The organism is Paeniglutamicibacter antarcticus, assembly GCF_039544305.1.
GTDB classification, from domain to species: domain Bacteria; phylum Actinomycetota; class Actinomycetes; order Actinomycetales; family Micrococcaceae; genus Paeniglutamicibacter; species Paeniglutamicibacter antarcticus_C.
In genome coordinates this window covers 1-21,539 of the sequence record NZ_BAABLK010000004.1, presented here as the reverse complement: position 1 = coordinate 21,539, position 21,539 = coordinate 1, and the positions used below count along the sequence as shown (strand labels likewise).

Below are 21,539 nucleotides of genomic sequence, written 5' to 3'. Positions count from 1 at the left end.
GAGAAACCACAGTGACTGAAATGTTCTACGACGACGATGCAGATCTCTCGATCATCCAGGGACGCACCGTCGCCGTCATCGGCTACGGCTCCCAGGGCCACGCCCACGCACTGAACCTGCGCGACTCCGGGGTGGACGTGCGCGTGGGACTCAAGGCCGGCTCGAAGTCGATCGCCAAGGCTGAGGCAGAGGGCCTGCGCGTCCTTCCCGTCGCCGAGGCAGTGGCAGAAGCCGACCTGATCATGATCCTGACCCCGGACCAGGTCCAGCGCCACGTCTACAAGGACGACATCGCCCCGAACCTGCAGGCCGGCGACGCGCTGTTCTTCGGCCACGGCTTCAACATCCGCTACGGCTACATCACCCCGCGCGAAGACGTCGACGTCGCCCTGGTTGCACCCAAGGCACCGGGACACACCGTGCGCCGCGAGTTCGAGGCAGGACGCGGCATCCCCGACTTGATCGCCGTGGAGCAGGACTACACCGGAGGGGCCAAGGCCCTGGCCCTGTCCTACGCCAAGGCCATCGGCGGCACCCGCGCCGGCGTCATCGAGACCACCTTCACCGAAGAGACCGAAACGGACCTCTTCGGCGAGCAGGCAGTGCTCTGCGGCGGCGCCTCGCAGCTGGTGCAGTACGGCTTCGAAACCCTGACCGAAGCCGGCTACAAGCCGGAGATCGCCTACTTCGAGGTCCTGCACGAGCTCAAGCTCATCGTTGACCTGATGTGGGAGGGTGGCATCGCCAAGCAGCGCTGGAGCGTTTCGGACACCGCCGAGTACGGCGACTACGTCTCGGGCCCGCGCGTGATCACCCCGGAGGTCAAGGAGAACATGAAGGCCGTTCTGGCCGACGTGCAGTCCGGTGCCTTCGCCAAGCGCTTCATCGATGACCAGGACGCCGGGGCACCGGAGTTCAAGGAACTGCGCGCCAAGGGTGAGGCCCACCCGATCGAGGCCACCGGCCGCGAACTGCGCCAGCTCTTCTCCTGGAAGACCACCGACGACTACACCGAAGGCTCGGTAGCCCGCTAAGGCGCACCGAACCCACGGTGAAAGAAGCATTGGGCTTCGCCTAAACCACCTGAGGATGCCCGTTCCGAGAGATGTCGGAGCGGGCATCCTCATTTTTCGGAACCGCGCCACCGGTTCCCTGTAGAATCCGGAAGCATGCAAGAAAAACGATTTCCAGCCACCCGCAGAATCCACGCGGTCTTTCTTGACGTGGATGGCACCTACGCCGATTACGGGGTTGTCCCGCAGGCCAATGCCAACGCCGTGCGTGCTGCCAGAGACGCCGGGCACAAGGTCCTGCTGTGCACCGGGAGGCCGCTATCGATGCTTCAGGAATCCATCCTTGCAGCGGGCTTTGACGGTCTGGTCACCAGCGCCGGGGCTTACGTCGAGGTGGCCGGGGAAGTCCTGAGGGATCGTCGTTTCCCCGTGGGCTTGGCATCCCGGACGGTGGCATCCCTTGATTCCCACGATGCGGTCTATGTCCTGGAGTCCCAGGAATCCCTGCACGTTCGTTCAGAGGTGCTCGAGCGACTGCGTTCAATCATCGAGGGGCACTTCAACCAGCGCGGCGCAGATGGTGAAAACGGTGCCCGGGCGATCTTGGATTCGATCAAACCATTTTCCGCGGACACAGGGTTCTCAAAGGTCTCCGTTTTTGACTCATCCATTCCAGTGGGAGAAATAGCAGGGGGAATCGGGCAGGAGATTGCCGCGGTCGAGAACTCGATCGTCTCCGAGGGCCTGCATACCGGTGAACTCTTCATGAAAGGCATCAGCAAAGCAGATGGGGTTGCGGTGGCCATTGCCGCTCTCGGTATCACGCAGAAGGACACGATCGCCATCGGTGATGGGGAGAACGACCTGGAAATGGTCGCATTTGCCGGAATAGGTGTGGCGATCGAGGGTTCCCATCCCGGGCTAGTCGCGTTGGCTGACCGGACGGCCCCTCCACCGGAGCTTAACGGGATAGCCGTTGCTTTCAAGGCGCTCGGACTCATCTGACTTTTCGACTCAGGCCAAGCTCGGACTGGAAGGGGGGCCCTCCAAAAAATGCAGCGTGCTGGTTTCGTGCGTGGTCCTTAGAACGTTTCCGCGGCGCGGACCGAAGCGCTAGTGAGCGATCTGAACGACATATTGGGGTTGGTCCGGACAAACTACGTGTTCCACACACCCTATTACTTGGATAATCGAGTAGGACTACTTGTGTCTGAGCCGGTAATTTGGCTTGAGTAGGTACTGTGGTGTGTTGTATCGCACCCGCAGGCCAGGAGCCACCACTTGAAACACAAAAACCTTGGAGTAGTGCTCTCGCTTGCCGTGGCACTGATTGGCGGGCCAGCCACCGTTGCTACCGCACAACCCATTGAGCCGGTTGTCACCGCAGAACCAGCTCCTCTTCTCGCTACGGCAGACCCCATAGCTTCTGTTGCCAAGGCCAAGGCCAAGGTGAAGGTAAGCACAGCGAAGCCGAAGGTTTATCACTACGCCCAGGTGTTTACGACGGTGAAGTCGAAGGCTTCTGCGTCCTCGGTCAGTGTGCTCTCGATTCAGCGTCAGAGCAAGGTTGAGGTGTTGGGTCGCAGCGGGTCGTGGTCCAAGGTGGTGGTGTCGGGGAAGAGCGGTTTTGTGCCGTCCTCGGCGTTGGGTGTGAAGAGTCCTGCGACGGTGTATCGCTGGGTGAAGGGTAGCCAGCCGGTTTATCAGGTCGCGAAGACTTCCTCGAAGAAGTTGGGGACGGTTTCGAATAATTCGAGGGTTACGTGGTTGCGTACCTCCGGTGCGTGGCAGGCGGTGCGTACTAGTGTTGGGACGGGGTGGGTGCAGTCCAGGGGTCTGTCCACTGTGGTGATCAAGGCCCCGGCTAAGCCGAAGGTTTATCACTACGCCCAGGTGTTTACGACGGTGAAGTCGAAGGCTTCTGCGTCCTCGGTCAGTGTGCTCTCGATTCAGCGTCAGAGCAAGGTTGAGGTGTTGGGTCGCAGCGGGTCGTGGTCCAAGGTGGTGGTGTCGGGGAAGAGCGGTTTTGTGCCGTCCTCGGCGTTGGGTGTGAAAAGTCCTGCGACGGTGTATCGCTGGGTGAAGGGTAGCCAGCCGGTTTATCAGGTCGCGAAGACTTCCTCGAAGAAGTTGGGGACGGTTTCGAATAATTCGAGGGTTACGTGGTTGCGTACCTCGGGTGCGTGGCAGGCGGTGCGTACTAGTGTTGGGACGGGGTGGGTGCAGTCCAGGGGTCTGTCCACTGTGTTGATCAAGGCCCCGCCGAAGCCTCCCGTGGCTTTCAACAGCCCGCGGTGGACCACGGCGAATGTCAATCTCCGCTCTGGTCCCGGAACCAAACATTCTGCACTCGGGGTGGTGACCAAGGGAGAAAGAATCCTGCTGGGGCCGACATCCAACGGATGGTCCAACGTGAAGACCAGCAAAGGGACGGGCTGGATAAGCTCGTCGTACCTTACGACCACGGACCCAAAGCCGGTGATCAAGCCGACCGGGCCAAAACCCCCGATCGTCAAGCCAACACCACCTCAGCTCGACTCCATCGTCTTTGATGCCCCGCGCTGGCCCACAGCCAACCTGAACCTCCGATCAGGGCCAGCAACAAGCCACAAATCCATAGGCGTGGTTCCCATGGGCGAACGTGTGCTTCGTGGAGAGTCTTCAGGTGGCTGGGCCCATATCAAGACCAGCAAAGGCACCGGATGGGTTAGTGAGATCTATCTTGCGACCTCAGCGCCGACAGCTCCCGTGGTTACTCAGCATCGATGGGCTACCGGCGATGTTAACGTCCGGGCCGGGAATTCGACCGTTTATCCGGTGATGGGCTTGGTCAAGGCCGGCGACAGGGTCACCTACCTCCACTCAAGCAACGGTTGGGCCAAGGTCGTCACCAATTTCGGTACCGGCTGGATGAGCGAGCTTTACCTCTCCAAGATCGAGACCGGAAAACTTCAGCCCGATACGATCGCGGTCAACGCAGCGGTTAAAGAGCGGTACGGTACTTTTGTCTATGGATATGGTGGTATCCGCGCAGGTTCGGTGGGACACAGCAGCGGCCGTGCCACCGACCTGATGATCAGGGACTACAAATCAGTCAAAGGGATCAAAAACGGCGACGACGTAGCGCGTTTACTGATTGCCAACCGTGAATCCCTGGGAATCTATTACCTGATTTGGCAGGACAAGATCTGGTTGGGTCCGGCCAAGGGTTGGGAAGAATACTCGAAATCAGGCAAATACGGTTCGCAGTTTGCCAATAACTGGAATGATACAACCAGGCACATGGATCACATCCATGCTGAGACCCACGGCAATTCAGGGACCGGCGTGCCCTTGGTCAAGTAGTGATCGATCCACAGCAGTGGAAACGTGAATTAAGCGAAGGAACCACACGCGTCATCCTGCGCGGATATTGAGTTCGCGCAGGATGGCCGATTGGATCAAGCGTTTGCGGATCTTCAGGTTGATGGGCCGTCCTGCCATGTGCATCCCGTAGGCGATTTTCTCTACCTTGCGCTCGGCACGGCCGATGATGCTGTCTATCTCGTTTTTGGGCAACGATTCGATATAGTCCCAAATGAGTTGTTCGTGGGCAGAACTGTCGCGTGAACCGGTGAAATCTTTTCCAGACACGGGATGCCTCCTGCCTCCAGTCTGGCATTGGAACCTGAAACAAGCCATCGCGATGACCAGTAAGCACGCTGGAAACTTGCCTTGTAGAATCGTTGATGGTGTTCATGGGCTTTGACCCGATGCCATTTCATCGAGCAGGCTCCATCCGGGGGTACGTGCACTTTGTTCCACCACAGATTCTCTAGATAGGACCCCGCCCGTATGAGCTTGATCAGGCTAAACGATGTCAGCATCCGATTCGAAAACCAGCACATCCTACGTGAGGCCTTCTTCAAGCTGGAAGCGGGGGACCGGGTCGGGCTCATCGGTCGAAATGGCTCCGGAAAATCGACCCTGCTGAAGCTCATTCTTGACAAGATTGTTCCGGATACCGGCACGGTATCGGTGGATCTGGGAACAAAGATCGGCTACTTCTCCCAGTTCTCCGAACTCAACGGGAACTCAACTATTTCCGAAGTGCTGAACGATCTCTTTACCGAGGTCAAAGGGATCGAGGAGGAACTCGCACAGATCGATCAGGCCATTGCCGTAGATCCCACACCCGAAGAGATGGATCGCCTGATCCATCGGCAGTCCGAGCTTTTTGAATTCATGGACAGGTTGGATGGCTGGGACTACCCCCGCTCCATCGACACGGTGCTCACCAAACTGGGCTTTGACGAAGCCCACCGGATTTGCCCCATTGATTCATTGTCCGGTGGATGGCGCAACCGGGCTGCACTGGCCAAGATCCTTCTGGAAGATCCAGACGTGCTGTTGCTCGACGAGCCGACCAACTTCCTCGATGTCGCGGGTGTTGAGTGGCTGGAAAACTGGTTCAAGTCATTCCAGGGTGCCGCGATCATCGTCTCGCACGATCGCAAGTTCCTGGACTCGGTGGTCACCAGGATCGTCGAAGTCGAAAACTTCCACCTCCACGAATACCCGGGGAACTTTGCCCAATACGTGGTGGCCAAGCAATTCAAGCTCAAGAGCCTGGAATCACAGTTTGTCCACGAATCGGAACTTCTCGCCTTCGAAGCCGAGGGGATCTCCGACCGTCGCGAAGCAGCAAAGGCTGCCAGCAAGGGCCTGGATAGCAAGCTTTCAAAGATCAAGAAATCGCGGGCACCGCGGCCCGTGGACAAGATCATCACCGAGATCTACGGCGGACTGCACATCAAGGACACGCTCTGCCGGGTCGAGGGCCTATCGAAAGCCTATGATGAAAAGACGCTCTTCACCGACCTCAGCTTTGAAGTGCGTCGCGGGAACCGCTTGGTGATCCTGGGCGCCAACGGCAGCGGCAAGTCAACGCTCCTGCGCGTTCTGACACAGGAGGAAGAACAGGATTCGGGGTACGTCACCTGGACCAAGGGAGCTGCGGTGGTGTCGTACAACCAGATCCTTGAGGAACTGGACCCCGAAGACACCGTGACGCACGCTGTGAACTCCATGCCTGATTCCTTGGCGTTCAGTGCGACCAAGAAATCCGTGAATAGGTTCCTGGCCATGTTCCAGTTCTCCGAAGCCGACCTGAAAAACCGCATCGGCAACCTTTCGGGCGGGCAACGTGCGCGCGTGGCCATGGCCATGTGTCTTTTATCAGGGGCTTCCGTGCTGGTGCTTGACGAACCCACGAACCACCTGGACATGTCCAGCACCCAAGTCATGGAACGCGCTCTGCTGCATTTCCCGGGTGCTGTGGTGGTGGTGAGCCATGACCGGTTCTTCACCGAGAAGATCGCCAACCGCTTCCTCGTTTTTGGGGCGGAGGGTGCTGACCCAGGGGAAATCACCGTCCGCGGGGCATAGGCGCTTCGTGTCCGCCATGGGCCACTGAGCCATGAATAGGCGTGGCCCCTTTCGTGGTGGGGCTACAACAACAACGCGCAGAAAAAACGCAGCCGGGCGTTTTGGGATCCTACGATGAAGTAGATGGGGATGTCGTGGGTTTGGACGGCCGTTGTGACCCTGGTGCAGCCGTCGCGGGGAGCAAGTCCAGCTCAACCAGTACGGTCTTGTCGGTGTATCCGAAGACCCGCCCTGTCGGGGTCGAGGCGAGCCGGGCCCCGAACCGTTCTTTGCTGTCCTGGCTGCCGATAACGGCGCTGCTTCCGGCCCGGAAGTCCACCACCGTGGTGGTGCCGGCGGCGCTGTGGACCACCTTCGATCCGTCGCCGACCTGGGCGATGTCTGCATTGGCCCAGCCGGGACGGCTGGTGGCGTTGTTCCCCTGGGTCAATCGATGGCGGGTCGCGAGGCGGCCGGTGGCGGGATCGATGATGTTGATGCCCTCGATATCGGCCACCACCAACCAGCCGGCGATGAGCTTGGGCGCGTAAAGTGCTCCGGTCTGAGCAACCGGTGCCGTTTCCCAGACCTTCGTCCTGGTGGAGATCTCCAGCTTGAAGACCTTGGCAGCACCGGTGGTGTCCGGGATCCCGTAACCGTTCCGCACCGACGAAGTGCCATAGACATAGCGATCGTCCGCAGCCAAACCGATGATGGAGTGAGCCCGGATGAACCCCTTGCCTGCCCCGTCCAGCACCCACGCGATCTTGTTTGAGCGTGGATCGATCATCCCCAGCACGCCACCGGCACGTCCGTAATCCGGCACGGTGCCGAAGAAGACGTTCGTTGAGTTCGTCGCCCACCCGAAAGGACGTGACTGGTGGTATTCGGTTCTCAGTCGATCGAGCCGGCTGTAGCCCTCTTCGGTGTCCTTTTTCGCGCTCTTCAAGCCGATGATGTCGGCTGAACCGTAGGAGCCGATATAGGTGCGCTCGGCATCGAACTCGATCATGGCTTCGATCTGGTTGATGAGCCTTTCGTCATGGGGGGAGTGCCAGCGTGCGTTGGTGTCGGGGTTGACCGAGGCGATGCCTTGGCCCATGTATCCGCCGATGTAGATGTTCCCGTCCGAGTGCCCCATGAGGGATTGGATCTTGTATTCGCCGGTGGTCAGCGAGAGCGTACGCCGAGTTTCCACGCGGCGCTCCGAAAGGCTGAAATACTCCAGGCGAAGCCCGGTGGGCAGCTCGCTGGTCACCAGCACGCGCTGTCCATCTGCTTGTAAGGACAGGGGTGCGTTGGTTTCCACGACGCCGAGCAAGGTGTCCTGCCACGTTGCGGTGTCCGTGGCGTAGAGCTCATTCTTGGTGACGGTGTACACGGTCGTCGCACCTTCGACTAGCGGTGAAACCTTGCGGGAGGACCACTTGCGGTCCACCGTGCCCACCCACTTGAGAGTGGCGGGATCGAGCAGTAGCTGGCCATCGATGTCACTGGCCATGACCACCACCCGGTCTCCGAGCACCTCTATGGAGGAGATGAAACCTTCGGTCATTGGGTTAGGCAGTTGGACCTCGGTGCGTTGCCCTGGACGGGCGGCGGGAAAGGTGAACAACCGTGGATTCACCGATCCGGTCCCGGCCCACACCACGTCATCCGGCCCGATGGCCACACGCCTGACATAGTCGGTGTCCGCGGCCAGTCGGGAATGAGCCCGGATCTTCCCTGTTGCCACCGTGTAGGTAAACGTTGAGCCGTTGGGGTAGGTGCCGCCCCAGAGGTTTCCGGCCGAATCCAGGGTGAGGTCATACAGGGTGCTTGCGCCCGGGACCTCGCCGATCCGACGCATTTCTTGCGGATTCTTGGGGTTCCACGAATACAGCTTGCTTCCGGTGCCGAGGTAGAGCGTTCGCGTTTTCATGTGCCAGACCAGGGATTCGATACCACCGTTGTGGCTATCGGGGATACTGACGACGTGCGCGGGTGTCTCGGTCTCCGGGTTCACGATCTGGAGTTGGTTGACCGGCCCGACAATGGATGCGGCAAGCCACGGGCTGGTCGTGTTGGCCAGCCCCGGCAAGGGCACCACAGCCTTGGTATTGAGAGCCGGGAAGGCGGCCTCATAGCGGGAGATGGCGCCGAGCGTGTGGGCGGACGTGGACAGCGGGGCGGTGAGCAAGGGGTCGCGGTTCTTCCACGGAGGTGGACCCGGCATCGGGACAGGCGGTGCTTCCGGGGTCGGAGGGAGTGAATCCACCTGGGGAGCCCGGGGGGAGAGCGCCATTCCTCCGGCGGCTACGACAGCCAGGGAAAGCAGACCGCGCCTGCTCACGGAGCGTGGGCCGCGCCGGGGATCGGGGTGCACTTCTGTGCCTTTCGCTTTTGATGAAACTGTTGACGGACGGCACTGAGACTAACAGTCCGACATGGGACTTTGCTGGATCCGCACCTTGGGGTCAAAAATGGTGGCTTCAGTTTTCGAATGGAGCATCGGAACCACTGCCAACACCAGAGTGATGCGCCATCTGCTGAGCCGTTTTACCCCGTTGATGTCAGCTGTGCCAATTTTGCTTCCTGGCGTCAATCGCATCACGCAGGAGCAATTTTCGCGGGCTGAAATCTCAAGATGACTCAAGGCATCAAGCTCTATGGTGACCGGATCGATGGGGAGAGACGAGCTGCAATTCTGCGTCGATGGCGCCCACTGAGGATGGAAACATCTTCTTGAAGCAGTGACACAAGGGCTCCATTTCAGCCTTTCGTTCGTCGAGACGGATAGCGAGAGCAGATTACTGATGCTAATCCAGCCCCGCGGAGAACCTGAACTATGGCCATGCCGTGTGCAGGGCACGAGCACCGCGGAGAACTCCAACACGCAAGCGAGCCAATGGATCCACGTGACCAGGAGCAGGAGGCCGAATGGTTCGATGACCCAATACGAGACTTAGCGTGAGGCGCCTGTTCCCGGTGAACATTGTGGCCATTGTAATAAAGTTGACCCTCTACGTTTCCGACACCCGACCAGTGGGAGTGGCCGCGATCTTGGCTCGTCTGCTGATTGTCTTAGTGACCAATCGCACCCTTCGTAACATCACGCCGTAGACCCGGGTATATGACGAGCCGGGCGATATTCTGGGGATTCTGGTCCGGCCGTTCCCTGACCATGCATCCAGCCCACTGAAATAGCAAAGGTGCCACCCCGTGTCTGTAAACAAGCCAGTCGTCCTTTTGGCCGAAGAACTCTCGCCCGCAACTATTGCGGCCTTGGGTCCCGATTTCGAGATTCGCCAGACCGACGGTGCGGACCGAACCCTGCTGTTGTCTGCCATTACCGACGTTGATGCGATCCTCGTTCGCTCGGCCACCCAGGTCGATGCGGAAGCCATTGCCGCCGCAAAGAACCTGAAGATCATTGCCCGCGCCGGTGTCGGGTTGGACAACGTGGACATCAAATCGGCCACCCAAGCCGGTGTCATGGTCGTGAATGCCCCGACCTCCAACATCATTTCCGCGGCCGAGCTGACCGTGGGACACATCGTATCCCTCGCCCGCCGCATCCCGGCAGCCAACGCTTCGCTCAAGGCCGGAGCCTGGAAGCGCAGTTCATACACCGGCGTGGAACTCTTCGAAAAGAAGGCCGGCATCATTGGGCTCGGGCGCATCGGAGCACTCGTGGCAGCCCGTCTTCAGGGCTTCGGCATGGAAATCCTGGCCTACGACCCGTATATCACCCCGGCACGCGCCCAGCAGCTCGGGGTCACCCTGGTGGAGCTAGACGAGCTGTTGGCCCAGGCCGACTTCGTGACCATCCACATGCCCAAGACCCCGGAAACCATCGGCATGCTGGGCAAGGATGCCTTCGCCAAGATGAAGAACTCGGCCTATGTGATCAACGTGGCACGTGGTGGTCTCGTCGACCAGGACGACCTGTACACGGCCTTGAAGAATGGCGAGATCGCCGGTGCCGGCATCGACGTCTACGTCCAGGAACCAAGCACTGACCTCCCGTTCTTTAAATTCGAAAATGTCACGGTGACCCCGCACTTGGGAGCGTCCACCGAGGAAGCGCAGGAAAAGGCAGGCGTATCGGTGGCGAAGTCCGTCCGCCTGGCACTGGCCGGTGAGTTGGTCCCCGACGCCGTCAATGTTGCCGGCGGCGTCATTGACGAGAACGTCCGTCCGGGCATCCCGCTGATCGAGAAGCTCGGTCGCATCTTCACCGCACTGACCGTAGGCTCATTGACCAATATCGATGTCGTCGTTGCGGGCGAGATCGCATCCTTTGATGTGAAAGCGTTGGAACTTTCGGCACTCAAGGGTGTCTTTATGGACGTTGTCTCCGACCAGGTCTCCTACGTCAACGCCCCGGTGTTGGCCGAACAACGCGGCGTGGCCACCCGGCTGGTGACCACACCCGACTCGTCCGAATACCGCAACCTGTTAACCATCAAGGGGGCATCCACCGAGGGAACCCAGCTTTCGGTCTCCGGCACGCTGACCGGACCGAAGCAGATCGAGAAGCTGGTAGGCATCAACGGCTACGAGATCGAAATCCCTGTCACCGACCACATGATCGTTTTGCGCTACGCGGACCGACCCGGTGTCATCGGCACCCTGGGCAACGTGTTGGGGGATCAGGGCGTGAATATCGCGGGTATGCAGGTGGCCCGAAAGGAAGAGCGTGGCGAGGCCGTCGCGGTACTGGCCGTCGACTGCTCATTGCCGGCCGGCGTCCTGGATATCGTCCGTGCGGCCATTGGAGCCACAGTGGCGCGAGAGATCAACCTGCAGGACTAAAGTAGTCCCCGGACTTTCGTCAAAAGCGAGCCTTGCACCCGTAAGCAGACTTCCCGGACTCGATTGTGGAAATTTCTCCAGTCGCTTACGAGGCTCGCTTGTTTGTTGGCTGAGGGCAGCATGGCAGTCCAGAGTGCGATGGTGGCTAAGTCGGTCCTCCACAGCTTCGAATATTCGTGAGAAACAGCAACGCACGTGGCACTTTGGAATGTGGGTCTGGAGGTGCTGCACTACGCCATGGTCGCGTTTGGCACGCGTACGTCGTTCGGATAGTTCCCAGGTCGAACCTTTCCACAGCATAAGATTGAAGAATGATGCCTCAAAGTGCTGTGTTCGTAGATGCAAGCTTCTTATTAGCAGTAGGGGGACATAGGGCCTCAGGCACCACGCTACGTGCAGCTTTTACTGTCAACTACGAAGCGTTGATTGCAGGAATACTCAGAACAGCCAAAGAGTCGAGCGGACTGGAGAACTTACGCATCTATTGGTATGACGCCTCGAAGGATGCCATCTTTACTGATCAGCACAAGCGTATTGGCCTGATACCTGGTGTGAAAGTTAGACTAGGCCGGATTTCTTTCAACGGAGAGCAAAAAGGCGTTGACCTAAAGCTCGGTCTTGACCTCGTTGGTATTGCCCGCAATCGTGCAGCCTCCGTTGCTTTCCTATTTTCAGGAGATGACGATCTGGCGGAAGCGGTGGAAGAAGCCCAAGACTTGGGTATGAAGGTCGTGCTGATGGGCGTGGAGAAGGCGGATCATCGATTGGGTGTTGCTTCCGTGGCTGAGCACCTGGCCTTGCGTGTGGATAGCATCATCACCCTGCCCGAAGATCAGATCAAGCATGCGTTCGTTAAGGCAGTGTCATGGGACACCGGCCATGCGACTCAAACATCCACCATGGCCAATACTTCCCAAGAAAGCAAGGAGCCGGGTTCTGTAAACGACGCGGATTCGATCGTGCCGAAGCCAGTAGTTCCGAAGGCTCCGACGCCTGCGCTCTTGGGAGCACGACAGAAAACCTCGGCTCTCGCGCCAACATCGTCGGCAGCTACGTCTGACTATCAGCTTGTCTACAGCTCAACGCATCAGACCTCTGGATTTACCGGAGATGACGGTGGTGACGCCGGATCAATAGACTTGGCTGCCGAGGTCGGTAGAAGCGTGGCACAGAATTGGCATGCCAGCACGACGCAAGCGGAGCTCAAAGAACTGCTCTCCGATCGCCCGCTTTTACCTGCAGAGATTGACAGGGTTCTGCTCAAGGACTGTGCTCAACAGATCGGTGAATGGAAGACGGATCTACAGGAAGTACGCCGTGCTTTGCGCGTTGCCTTCTGGGATCAGCTCGATCAGCTCACATAAGGGTCTCCGATGGGCATATGGAAGCGAAAATACGATAGATTTCTAGGGTGACTTCTGAGCAGACTCCGTTTTTCATCACCACAGCCATCTCCTACCCGAACGGCGTGCCACACATCGGGCACGCCTATGAGGTAATCGCCACTGACGCCATGGCACGCTTCAAGCGCCTTGATGGGTACGACGTGTTTTTCATGACCGGTACCGACGAGCATGGCCAGAAAATGCTGCAGACGGCGGAACGTGAGGGCATCAGCCCGCGTGAGCTGGCGCAGCGCAACTCCGATGCCTTCCAAGCCATGAATGACGAGCTTGGCATCAGCTATGACAGGTTCATCCGGACCACAGACTCGGATCACTATGCCGCTGCCCAAGCGATCTGGAAGCGGATGGAGGCCAACGGAGACATCTACCTGGACAAGTACGCGGGATGGTACTCGGTTCGCGATGAAGCGTTTTATGCCGAGGAAGACACCGAAGTCCGTGAAGACGGGGTCCGTTACTCCACGGATACTGATACTGAAGTCGCATGGACCGAGGAAGAATCCTACTTCTTCCGCCTCTCGGCGTACCAAGACAAGCTGCTCGAACTGTACAAGTCGCAGCCTGACTTTGGGGCTCCGCATTCGCGGTTTAACGAAGTCATCCGGTTCGTTCAGCGCGGGTTGGATGATCTTTCGATCTCGCGCACCACGTTCGACTGGGGCGTACCGGTCCCCGGTAACAAAGACCATGTCATGTATGTGTGGGTTGACGCGCTGACCAACTATTTGACCGGTGCAGGTTTCCCGGACATCGATTCAGAATCTTTCAAGAAGTACTGGCCGGCTGACGTCCACGTCATCGGCAAGGACATTTCCCGCTTTCATGCCATCTATTGGCCTGCGTTCCTCATGTCGGCGAAGCTCCCGCTGCCGAAGCGCGTCATGATCCACGGGTTCCTTCACAACAACGGCGTGAAGATGTCGAAGTCCTTGGGCAATGTCGTTGCTCCTGGGGATTTTATCTCCCAGTATGGTTTGGATCAGGTTCGCTACTTTTTCCTCCGGGAAGTTCCTTTTGGCGCGGATGGCAGCTACAGCCACGAGACCATCGTTGGGCGTATGAACTCCGATTTAGCCAATAATTTAGGAAACCTAGCACAGCGTTCACTGTCGATGGTGGCCAAGAACTGTGCGGGAGTGGTCCCGGCTGCCGGTAAGTTCACGGATTCGGATCAGCAGATTCTTGCCGAGGCGGGCAAGCTGTTGGAGACTTGTCGAGACTTCTATTCGCGACAGGATTTCAGTAGGGCGCTTGAAGCAATCTGGACGGTTTTAGGGGACACGAATGCGTACTTTGCGGATCAAGCACCGTGGGTATTACGTAAAACTGATGTGGCCCGTATGGAAACAGTGCTGTATATAACCCTCGAGGTCATTAGGCGAGTAGCAATCCTGGTTCAACCTGTGATGCCAGAAGCGGCAGATGCGCTTCTCAAATCACTAGGAATGGCGGACGGATCCTGCCGCGAATTCGTGTCCTTTGGTCTACCTATGGTGCCGGGATGTCCTTTACCCGCACCAACACCGATATTCCCAAAATATGATTTGTGAGTAGCGATCATGGCAGAGAAAGGAACTTTCGATCGAAATGATTGACTTCAATCTTTCACTAAATGACGGAATGAAAACTCCGTTTACGACGGTGCCTAGCCCAACCAGCTTTGTTCCTGCTTCCGCGCAAGGCCCATCTCGATACAGATACACGACTGAAGGTTGCCATCTGGATGCACTTCTAATTAATAAGGGCTCTGAAACGCTGGTAGTCAGCTTCCACGATAAGGTGAACAGGCTTAGTACTACCTTGCCCAGATTTGGGCGACTTAGTTCTTTGAGTGCTTTAGACGTGAGTTCGATGTATTTTGCTGATCCAGGACTTTGGGCTGACGAAACTCTTGAGGTCGCTTGGTATACCGGCTGGCGCGGATTTAATTTGCCATACATAATTGCCCAGTGGGTTGTGAAAGCTGCCGAGGCTATTGGAGCTTCGAGAGTCATTCTAGTAGGAACTGCTAGTGGTGGATTCGCGGCCTTGCAGACATCTGCCCTAATTCCTCATAGCTTAGTCGTAGCGCTTGACGCAAAAATCTCAATACCGTCCTCTTTATACGAAACTCAAAAGAGTACGTACACGAAATTATTTTGGCCACAAGTTACTGAAACCAAAAATAATTCACCATTGCTTAATGAACAAACACAAAAAATTATTGGTGATGATAGATTTTCAATCATTGATCGCTATTCGCATAATTTAGTAAATAAGATATTATTAGTCAACAATAAAGAGAAGATAAATCAAAATCTTAGATATTCTTTATTCGAAAAACTTTTAGCTTGTTCTGATCGTAAACAGGATATTAGATTTATTAGCTATTCTGATTCCTCTTCGATCGAATCGTTCAAAGAAGAAGAGTCAGAAGAAATATTTATATCTAGTCTAAAGTATGCTATTGACTGGTCAAGTAATTCTAAACGGATTAAGGTTGTTCGAGAAACTGCCCGACGTCAGATGGGGTGGCATGAGAGAATGAGCCGCAGGATCTGGGACCAGGAGCCTAATGTTCCATGGTCTCTGGAAGATAAATTCAGTTTTGATGATTTTTGCTCAAAATACGACTATCCGAAACCGAAAATTTACGCGACGGCTAATTCTATTGACGAACTTTCACAACTTGCTCAATATGACAATGTGGTGATAAAACCTCGTTCTCTTTCATCCTCAATTGGTGTAATGGTACTCGAAAAGAAATCCACAAATACCTACTTTGATAATATGACAAAAAAAACCTATTCTATACAAGAAATTTTATCATATCAAAAGACAATTTCTGATAAATGGAAAAGTTCGGAGTATATAATTGAGCAAAGAATTTACGATATTGGTAAATACGCGATACCTCGAGATTTTAAATTCTACGCTTTCAAGGGACAAATCGCTTTAATACAATGCATTGACCGAAACGCCGATCGTTCTCGCAACACGTGGTTCGATGAAAACTTCGAACACGTCCCCCATAATCTGATCGGCCACAATGAGAAGTATGTAACTATGGCTGCTTCCAACAGACCAACCATGTGGGAGGAACTTCGCGCGCTTGCAATCGACGTCTCATCAAAACTCGCAACAGGATTCGCGCGCATTGACCTATTCGCGACACCGCATGGCCCGCTCTTGGGTGAAGTTACGCTCACTCCTGGTGGGCCATACTTCAGGCAACATTTCTCATTTTCTTCTGGACTGGATGAGCGACTGGGTTGGCTATGGAATGAAGCTGAAAAAAAATTATAATATATATATCCAAAATGACCAGAAAAGGCCAATAACTTTATGTTGAAAAATCTTTGGAAATATTACGGAAAAAATCTGATTGAATTCTCAACAGAAAGTCCCGCAAGTTTTCATATCGAAGTAGGGCCAGGTAATCATGGCTATGTAGTTGGTGGTAGACGAAATGGCGATTTCTCAGTACTACCCGATTATTCCTTCACTGATTTCCAACCAGGTGCGGGACTCTATGTGAATGCGACGGTGCGTTCTATTGGCAATGTCCTAGGGCAATGGGTAATTATGCTCTATAAAGCTGATGGTACCCGCACCAATCATTGGGGGAATGATGGCGGGGTTGAAGCGACAACGAGCAAAGATACAGTACGGGCAACCGTGGCTTTTCGTGTTAAGGGTATCGGCGAGATTCGAGTAACGGATGTAGAAATGGGCGCGTTCTGGTCTGGTTTGACGCAACCAATTGTATTCAGCCGGGACGTAACGGGAGCAAGAAAAGTTGCAGTCTCTGCTGGACTATTCGCTGTTGATAAAGGAGAGGATGCGAGTGCACTCATCTCGTGCCAATTCTTCGACGCAAAACGGACTCTGGTTCCTCCGAACGCTGGGACCGCTATTAATCCCAAACACGGGGCTTATCACTATGCCATGATGGGCGTAAACAGCAACATAGAGCCAACTGAATACAACTTTGATGTCCCGCCACTGGCTGAGACCGCAGAAGTGAGCATATTGCCCTGGAAAGGGTCGAAGTCAATTCGAATCGGATTTGTACCTGGGATTTCAGTGAATTTTTCTGAGGTTAATCAGACGAGTTCGCCCATAGTCCTTATTCAAGCCTTCGTCGAGGCAATTGATTTAGGGCAGTCTTTGATAATACAACACACTACGGCGCCTGTACTTGGGCATCCCAGTCTCTTATTGAGACCAAACCGGCTTGCTAAAGAATTTGTCGATCTTGGAGCGAAAATAATCTTCCTGCCTTTCAGCCGTGTGGATGGGGGAGCGATGCTAATGGATTCCAACACACTAATGGTTTCTAGAGAGCATTGGCCTATCCTACAGAGGATCGTAGGTACTCGCTCCGGGAGTCGGAATATTTTTATATGCAGTTCGTTCCCTGACAACACCGCCATCTTTACTTCCGACTACTTGAAGGCGAAGGGATGGCATGTCGTTTATGAGGTTCGAGACGATATGGAGGAATTTAACCGTGTTGGTTACTCGAAGTGGTTTGATCCTATGCTTGAGCGTCGAATGGCGCAGATAGCTCATCAAATTATTACCGTTAGCCCACGTCTATCCGATAAAATGAATATTATTTCGAATCGAAATGATGCGATAACAGTTCCGAATGCAGTAGCTGACAAACTTATTGAGAATGGTATCCGGGCTAGAGGGGTATTTGCCGAAGAATTACGCCATGAATCACGGATTGTCGGGTATCTCGGCCATCTGACACCTTCTTGGTTTGACTGGAAGTTGGTTCTGGACTCGGCGAAACTTCGGCCTGAATATGTATTTGAAATCATTGGCCATGGTATGCCTGAGAATATGTCTTTGCCGGATAATGTTGTCTTTTTGGGACCTCAGGGTCATGATGAATTTCTTGAAATAGCGAAGCGTTGGAAGGTTGGACTGATTCCCTTTAAGCCATCCACATTAACTTTTGCTGTTGATCCGAACAAATTATATGAATACTTGGCAGTCGGGCTCAGAGTGGTGTCTGCCCAGATGGGCAGTGTTGATTCTGCGCCTGCAACTTTCGTTTATAAATCGGCTGATCAGTTTATTCAAAAATTAGACTCGGCAATGAGTATGAATTTCGATTCAGTTACGATTGATATAATTGAAAAATACCTTGTAAAATCTAATTGGCAATCTAGAGCCAAAACTATGCTTGAACTCTTTAAGGACAGTGCACGGAATGCGTAACATCCTATCCATATATTCAAACTGCAGCATGGGTGGTATGACCACTGTCTATAAGAACCGCATAGCCGACAGCCCATCCGACCGGCATCACATGGTCTTCAAAAATGATTTCGGTGCCAGAGGTGTCTTCGAGTCTTATGAAAACGCTAGGGTTGATATTGCGGATAAGGGTCGGCTCGAAGCGTTCGTAAAATATGCTTACTCGACCGCGACGTACGACGAGGTTCGAATAACCTCACTACCAGTAATTGCAAATATTTTATTAGATATTGCACCGGATAATGTTGTGTATGAATTTCATTCTTCAACTGAAACAATATTGAAAACAGAAGTTGATATATTAAATCTAGATAAATTAAAACACATAATCGTACCAAGCTTATATTTACAGAATATTATAGTTTCAATGCTTCCAAGCGAATGCACTGTCGATGTTAAAGTTTTGCCTAATATTGTTGACAATTCAATATTTTTCCAGAAACAATCAAATATGATTTGGGATTTTCGTAAAGAATCTATTCCTTTAATTTGGATAGGCCGTTTCGACAAAGGTAAAAATGCGCGTGATTTCCTTCGGGCATTGTCCTTGCTGCCAGAGTCCTACATAGGTCTTTTGGTCGTCAGCATGGAAACCGAACCTGAACGGGCCTCTTCATTCATGGCGGATGTGGTCTCTTATCGGTTGGACGAACGTGTCCATATCATGATGAACCTTTCTCAAGAAGAAATAGCCGCGCTTTATTCCTATGTTTCCGGAAAGCATGGTGTCTTCGTCAGTACAAGCCTTGGGGAATCTTTTGGGTATGGTGTTGCCGAAGCACTTGCCTGTGGCCTAGACACGGTTGCTTACGACGTTGGTGCACTTGCGGAGCGAGAGCCACTGGCCGGCTGCGCGTACTCTCTGGTCGATGTCGGAGATCTCTCCGCTCTGCGTCAAGAGATTACCAGGCTTCACGATTCGCGGGTTCTAAATAGAGTATAAGCAAGTTTTTTCTCGTTGAGCCAGCAGTCTGTGATCTACAAGGAGTCGGCACGGTTAAGCCGTGTGATTGTATAATTGTGGAATTTGCTTGTGATCTTACTGAAGGGATTAAATATATAATGAAACAACTTTTTAGTATCCTGGCCTTGTCGGCGATGTGCTTGACTGCGGGTTGCGCGAAGACGGGTGTCGTCGCAAGTTCGGAGATGTCGCCTTCGACGGCGTCCGAATCACTTGAATTGGGAAAACTCGACGAAATCAAAAATAGGTATGTTAAGGCTGGATTTCATTGTGATGAGTGGTCTATTGGTGATCAGTTACAACTTGCGTCGGCATCAGGATCCTGCGAAGAGGGTGTCCGGATTGGTTACTTTGTCGACGCAACGGACCTTGAGAAGCAGGTTGCAGCCAGTCGGAATTGGACGGAAGAATACGATCTGGGTAAGCGAAGTTGGGTTGTTGGCGAGGATTGGATCATCGAGACGAATGAAGCGAAGCAAGTTGCAAAGAATTTGGGTGGGAAGATCGTGATCATTTAATCAGACTGACCAGAGGTTCTAGAAACGCGCAAGGCTGGAGGCATCAGGATTAGTTCTACGGTTTAGTAAGTTGAAAACTTGGCAATGTATAATTTTATAATGGCTTCATCACATTTCGGGGACGCGCTCGTCGAATATCGGGGACAGAATTCGGATTTCGACAAACTAATGGGCGTGCCTATACGCCGATTCGGGAGTATAGACGAAATCGTTTTTGATTTATCGGCTCCAGCGCGTTACATCGTCGTAGACCCAAGGTACACATTACCCGTGGACGTTCTGCTAATACCGCGGGAGAGCAATCGTAGGCTTCTAGTGGGTTTTCATGGTGCCGAGAACCGAGCCAAAGCAGACTTTCCCAAATTCCAGTTTGTTAGTTCCTTTAAGACCCGCGGAGAGTCTTTGCTGTTTGTTTCCGATTCGACGTTATTGCAGGGTGAAAAGATCAATATTGGCTGGTTGGCTGGAAATAAGTCTACGCCTTTATCGCGTCTAATAAGCAAAGTCGTTCGTCGTGCAGGTGAAGCATTAGAAGTTCAACAGACGGTACTAGTAGGCCATTCGGCTGGGGGGTATTCGGCAATTCTTGTTGGTTCTCAAGTTCCCAATTCGCGGGCAATTTCTGTCAGCGGGCAAACCGTCGTTGATCGTTACGAACCTTGGACAATTAAGAACCTGCTGGCAGAAGCGTTTCCCGATTGTTCCAGTCGGGAAGAAATGATGGAACGCTATGCAGCACGCTTGGACCTCCGCGAAGCTCTAAAATATCGTCTATTGTCGTCGAGCTTCACGTACTTCGGAAATATGCGTGATCAATCTACCTTTGGAAAGCTACCTCATTTCCCTCTTCTGGCTGATTGGTTTGGGCTTGGTGCCGCCGGTGGGATTACAACACATGGGGACAGTTTGATTGCGACGGACTGGGGAACCCTCGAGGATACGGGTCACGCGCTTCCAGGCACGATACTTCCCTTTGTGGAGATGGTCCTTGGGGAAACACCCTCGCTAGATATAAAGCATTCTTTCGATCCACGTTGGCATTTTACATATGGGGTGCGTGGCTAGCCCAGCTGTGTCATGAGGGTCGGGCTTGCTGCCAAATTGCTAAATAGCGTCTGAAGGTACTCATGTTCCGGCTCGTTGGTGTGGAACCTCGTCACATCGTGGACACCAAACCTCACGGCATCGAGGACACCAGGTCTCAAGACTTCATATGTCCTGTCTCGGCGCATCGTGGACACACGATCTCATGACATCGTGGACAGGATGTCTCGATACATCGTGGACGGTTTCGAAGATCGTTTCCTGGCAGATTGGCTAATATGCCTACCTGGTACGCCCATTCCACCCACTTGGTGTGTAATCTCGCAACATCGTGGACACTGAAACTCATCACTTCGTTGACAACCGATCTCATGACTTTGTGCACAAATACCACAAGCCATCCAAGACCGGCCCGCTGGCTTGTGGGTTGNGCTCGCACCATGCCCCACACCCTGCGCACCGTCGAGGTCCCCGAAGAGCAGGTCGCAGAGCTCTCGATGCTCTGCGGATTCGATGATGACCTCGCCAAACAGGGAACCGCGACCTCCAACCGCATCCGTGGTCTGCTCACCCAGATCCACCCGGCCCTGGAACGGGTCATCGGCCCGCACCTTGACCACGTGGCCATGGCAGAACTGCTGGCCAAATACCCGAGCCCAGCAGCCCTGCGCCGGGCTGGAGAAGCCCGCNTGCCGTTCTTGTGCATGGCCATCATCGGCAACGGGAAGGACATGACCACTTCGCCGGTATCGGGATCCGACACCAGAAATTCCTCATCGGTGACGGTGCGGCAATACCGACGACCCGCCAAAGTCGAGTGCTAAATAGCGTCTGAAGGTATGTGATCTCTCAGGTCATCGCTTACAGCATCACTCAAGACATCGTTTACATGATCTCTCATAACATCGCTGACAGGTATCAAAGGTGTGGCAGACCCGGAGCTGACCTCGGATTATTTGATAATGTTGTGTGTCAAATACATTATCGGCGTCGGTACGCCGTCAAATCATAGAGTTCGATCCGGGTCTGCCAGACTCCCTCAGTATCTCGCAATTTTGCGATCAACTGGGCATCAGCCGACCGTCCTATTACAAAGTCAAGAAACGCTATATTGCCGAAGGCAACAAAGCACTGAACC

General features: G+C 54.3%; 15 protein-coding genes and 1 pseudogene. 14 read left to right on the top strand and 2 right to left on the bottom strand.

Annotated features, from left to right (window positions below):
- Positions 1-11 precede the first annotated feature (11 nt).
- The 3 genes from ilvC to ABEA12_RS00535 all read left to right on the top strand — a co-directional run bounded on the left by ilvC (position 12) and on the right by ABEA12_RS00535 (position 4,358).
- Entirely contained in the window at positions 12-1,034 is a 1,023-nt protein-coding gene (gene ilvC / locus ABEA12_RS00545) for a ketol-acid reductoisomerase (RefSeq protein ID WP_210100555.1), read from the top strand.
- A 135-nt stretch (positions 1,035-1,169) separates the two neighbouring features.
- The gene (locus ABEA12_RS00540) at positions 1,170-2,018 is read left to right on the top strand and encodes an HAD-IIB family hydrolase (RefSeq protein ID WP_210100556.1); all 849 of its coding nucleotides are present in this window, start codon (positions 1,170-1,172) and stop codon (positions 2,016-2,018) included.
- A gap of 276 nt (positions 2,019-2,294) precedes the next feature.
- Positions 2,295-4,358, top strand: coding sequence for an SH3 domain-containing protein (locus tag ABEA12_RS00535; protein ID WP_210100557.1), 2,064 nt, complete (start codon positions 2,295-2,297; stop codon positions 4,356-4,358).
- Positions 4,359-4,409: 51 nt separating this feature from the next.
- Here the strand turns inward: ABEA12_RS00535 and ABEA12_RS00530 are convergent, their stop codons facing one another.
- Positions 4,410-4,646: a hypothetical protein gene (locus tag ABEA12_RS00530; protein WP_210100558.1), complete on the bottom strand. Its 237-nt coding sequence runs from the start codon at positions 4,644-4,646 to the stop codon at positions 4,410-4,412.
- A 201-nt stretch (positions 4,647-4,847) separates the two neighbouring features.
- Here ABEA12_RS00530 and ABEA12_RS00525 point away from each other — a divergent pair, with 201 nt between their 5' ends.
- Positions 4,848-6,440 (top strand): ABC-F family ATP-binding cassette domain-containing protein, encoded by a 1,593-nt coding sequence (locus ABEA12_RS00525; RefSeq protein ID WP_210100559.1) that lies wholly within the window; start codon positions 4,848-4,850, stop codon positions 6,438-6,440.
- A gap of 109 nt (positions 6,441-6,549) precedes the next feature.
- Here ABEA12_RS00525 and ABEA12_RS00520 read toward each other — a convergent pair whose 3' ends face one another.
- Positions 6,550-8,751, bottom strand: coding sequence for a hypothetical protein (locus ABEA12_RS00520; protein ID WP_210100560.1), 2,202 nt, complete (start codon positions 8,749-8,751; stop codon positions 6,550-6,552).
- 869 nt (positions 8,752-9,620) lie between these two features.
- On the opposite strand from ABEA12_RS00520, the gene serA reads away from it, so the two are divergent.
- The 10 genes and pseudogenes from serA to ABEA12_RS00470 all read left to right on the top strand — a co-directional run.
- Positions 9,621-11,216, top strand: a complete 1,596-nt coding sequence (gene serA, locus ABEA12_RS00515; RefSeq protein WP_210100561.1) for a phosphoglycerate dehydrogenase — start codon at positions 9,621-9,623, stop codon at positions 11,214-11,216.
- Positions 11,217-11,527: 311 nt separating this feature from the next.
- Complete coding sequence (locus ABEA12_RS00510) at positions 11,528-12,580, top strand: NYN domain-containing protein (RefSeq protein ID WP_210100562.1); 1,053 nt, start codon at positions 11,528-11,530, stop codon at positions 12,578-12,580.
- 47 nt (positions 12,581-12,627) lie between these two features.
- Entirely contained in the window at positions 12,628-14,172 is a 1,545-nt protein-coding gene (metG, locus tag ABEA12_RS00505; RefSeq protein WP_210100563.1) for a methionine--tRNA ligase, read from the top strand.
- 37 nt (positions 14,173-14,209) lie between these two features.
- Positions 14,210-15,907, top strand: coding sequence for an ATP-grasp fold amidoligase family protein (locus tag ABEA12_RS00500; protein ID WP_210100564.1), 1,698 nt, complete (start codon positions 14,210-14,212; stop codon positions 15,905-15,907).
- A 39-nt stretch (positions 15,908-15,946) separates the two neighbouring features.
- Positions 15,947-17,836 carry a glycosyltransferase family protein gene (locus ABEA12_RS00495; RefSeq protein ID WP_210100565.1) on the top strand — a complete coding sequence of 630 codons (1,890 nt, stop codon included), beginning with the start codon at positions 15,947-15,949 and terminating at the stop codon, positions 17,834-17,836.
- 37 nt (positions 17,837-17,873) lie between these two features.
- Positions 17,874-18,818, top strand: coding sequence for a glycosyltransferase family 4 protein (locus tag ABEA12_RS00490; protein ID WP_210100566.1), 945 nt, complete (start codon positions 17,874-17,876; stop codon positions 18,816-18,818).
- 119 nt (positions 18,819-18,937) lie between these two features.
- Complete coding sequence (locus ABEA12_RS00485) at positions 18,938-19,357, top strand: hypothetical protein (protein WP_210100567.1); 420 nt, start codon at positions 18,938-18,940, stop codon at positions 19,355-19,357.
- Positions 19,358-19,672: 315 nt separating this feature from the next.
- A complete protein-coding gene (locus tag ABEA12_RS00480) occupies positions 19,673-20,422 on the top strand; it encodes a hypothetical protein (protein WP_210100568.1) in 750 nt (249 codons plus the stop codon).
- Positions 20,423-20,820: 398 nt separating this feature from the next.
- Positions 20,821-21,090, top strand: a pseudogene (locus tag ABEA12_RS00475) (IS110 family transposase); the annotation flags it as partial.
- Between the two features lie 280 nt (positions 21,091-21,370).
- Positions 21,371-21,539, top strand: a 169-nt coding sequence (locus tag ABEA12_RS00470) for a helix-turn-helix domain-containing protein (protein WP_425571708.1), incomplete at its 3' end; no start/stop codon positions are given.

Coding starts and splice junctions, on each gene's coding strand:
- ABEA12_RS00540 (WP_210100556.1), top strand. CDS start 1,170: ATGCAAGAAAAACGATTTCCAGCCACCCGCAGAATCCACGCGGTCTTT.
- ABEA12_RS00525 (WP_210100559.1), top strand. CDS start 4,848: ATGAGCTTGATCAGGCTAAACGATGTCAGCATCCGATTCGAAAACCAG.
- ABEA12_RS00510 (WP_210100562.1), top strand. CDS start 11,528: ATGATGCCTCAAAGTGCTGTGTTCGTAGATGCAAGCTTCTTATTAGCA.
- ABEA12_RS00500 (WP_210100564.1), top strand. CDS start 14,210: ATGATTGACTTCAATCTTTCACTAAATGACGGAATGAAAACTCCGTTT.
- ABEA12_RS00495 (WP_210100565.1), top strand. CDS start 15,947: ATGTTGAAAAATCTTTGGAAATATTACGGAAAAAATCTGATTGAATTC.
- ABEA12_RS00490 (WP_210100566.1), top strand. CDS start 17,874: ATGACCACTGTCTATAAGAACCGCATAGCCGACAGCCCATCCGACCGG.
- ABEA12_RS00485 (WP_210100567.1), top strand. CDS start 18,938: ATGAAACAACTTTTTAGTATCCTGGCCTTGTCGGCGATGTGCTTGACT.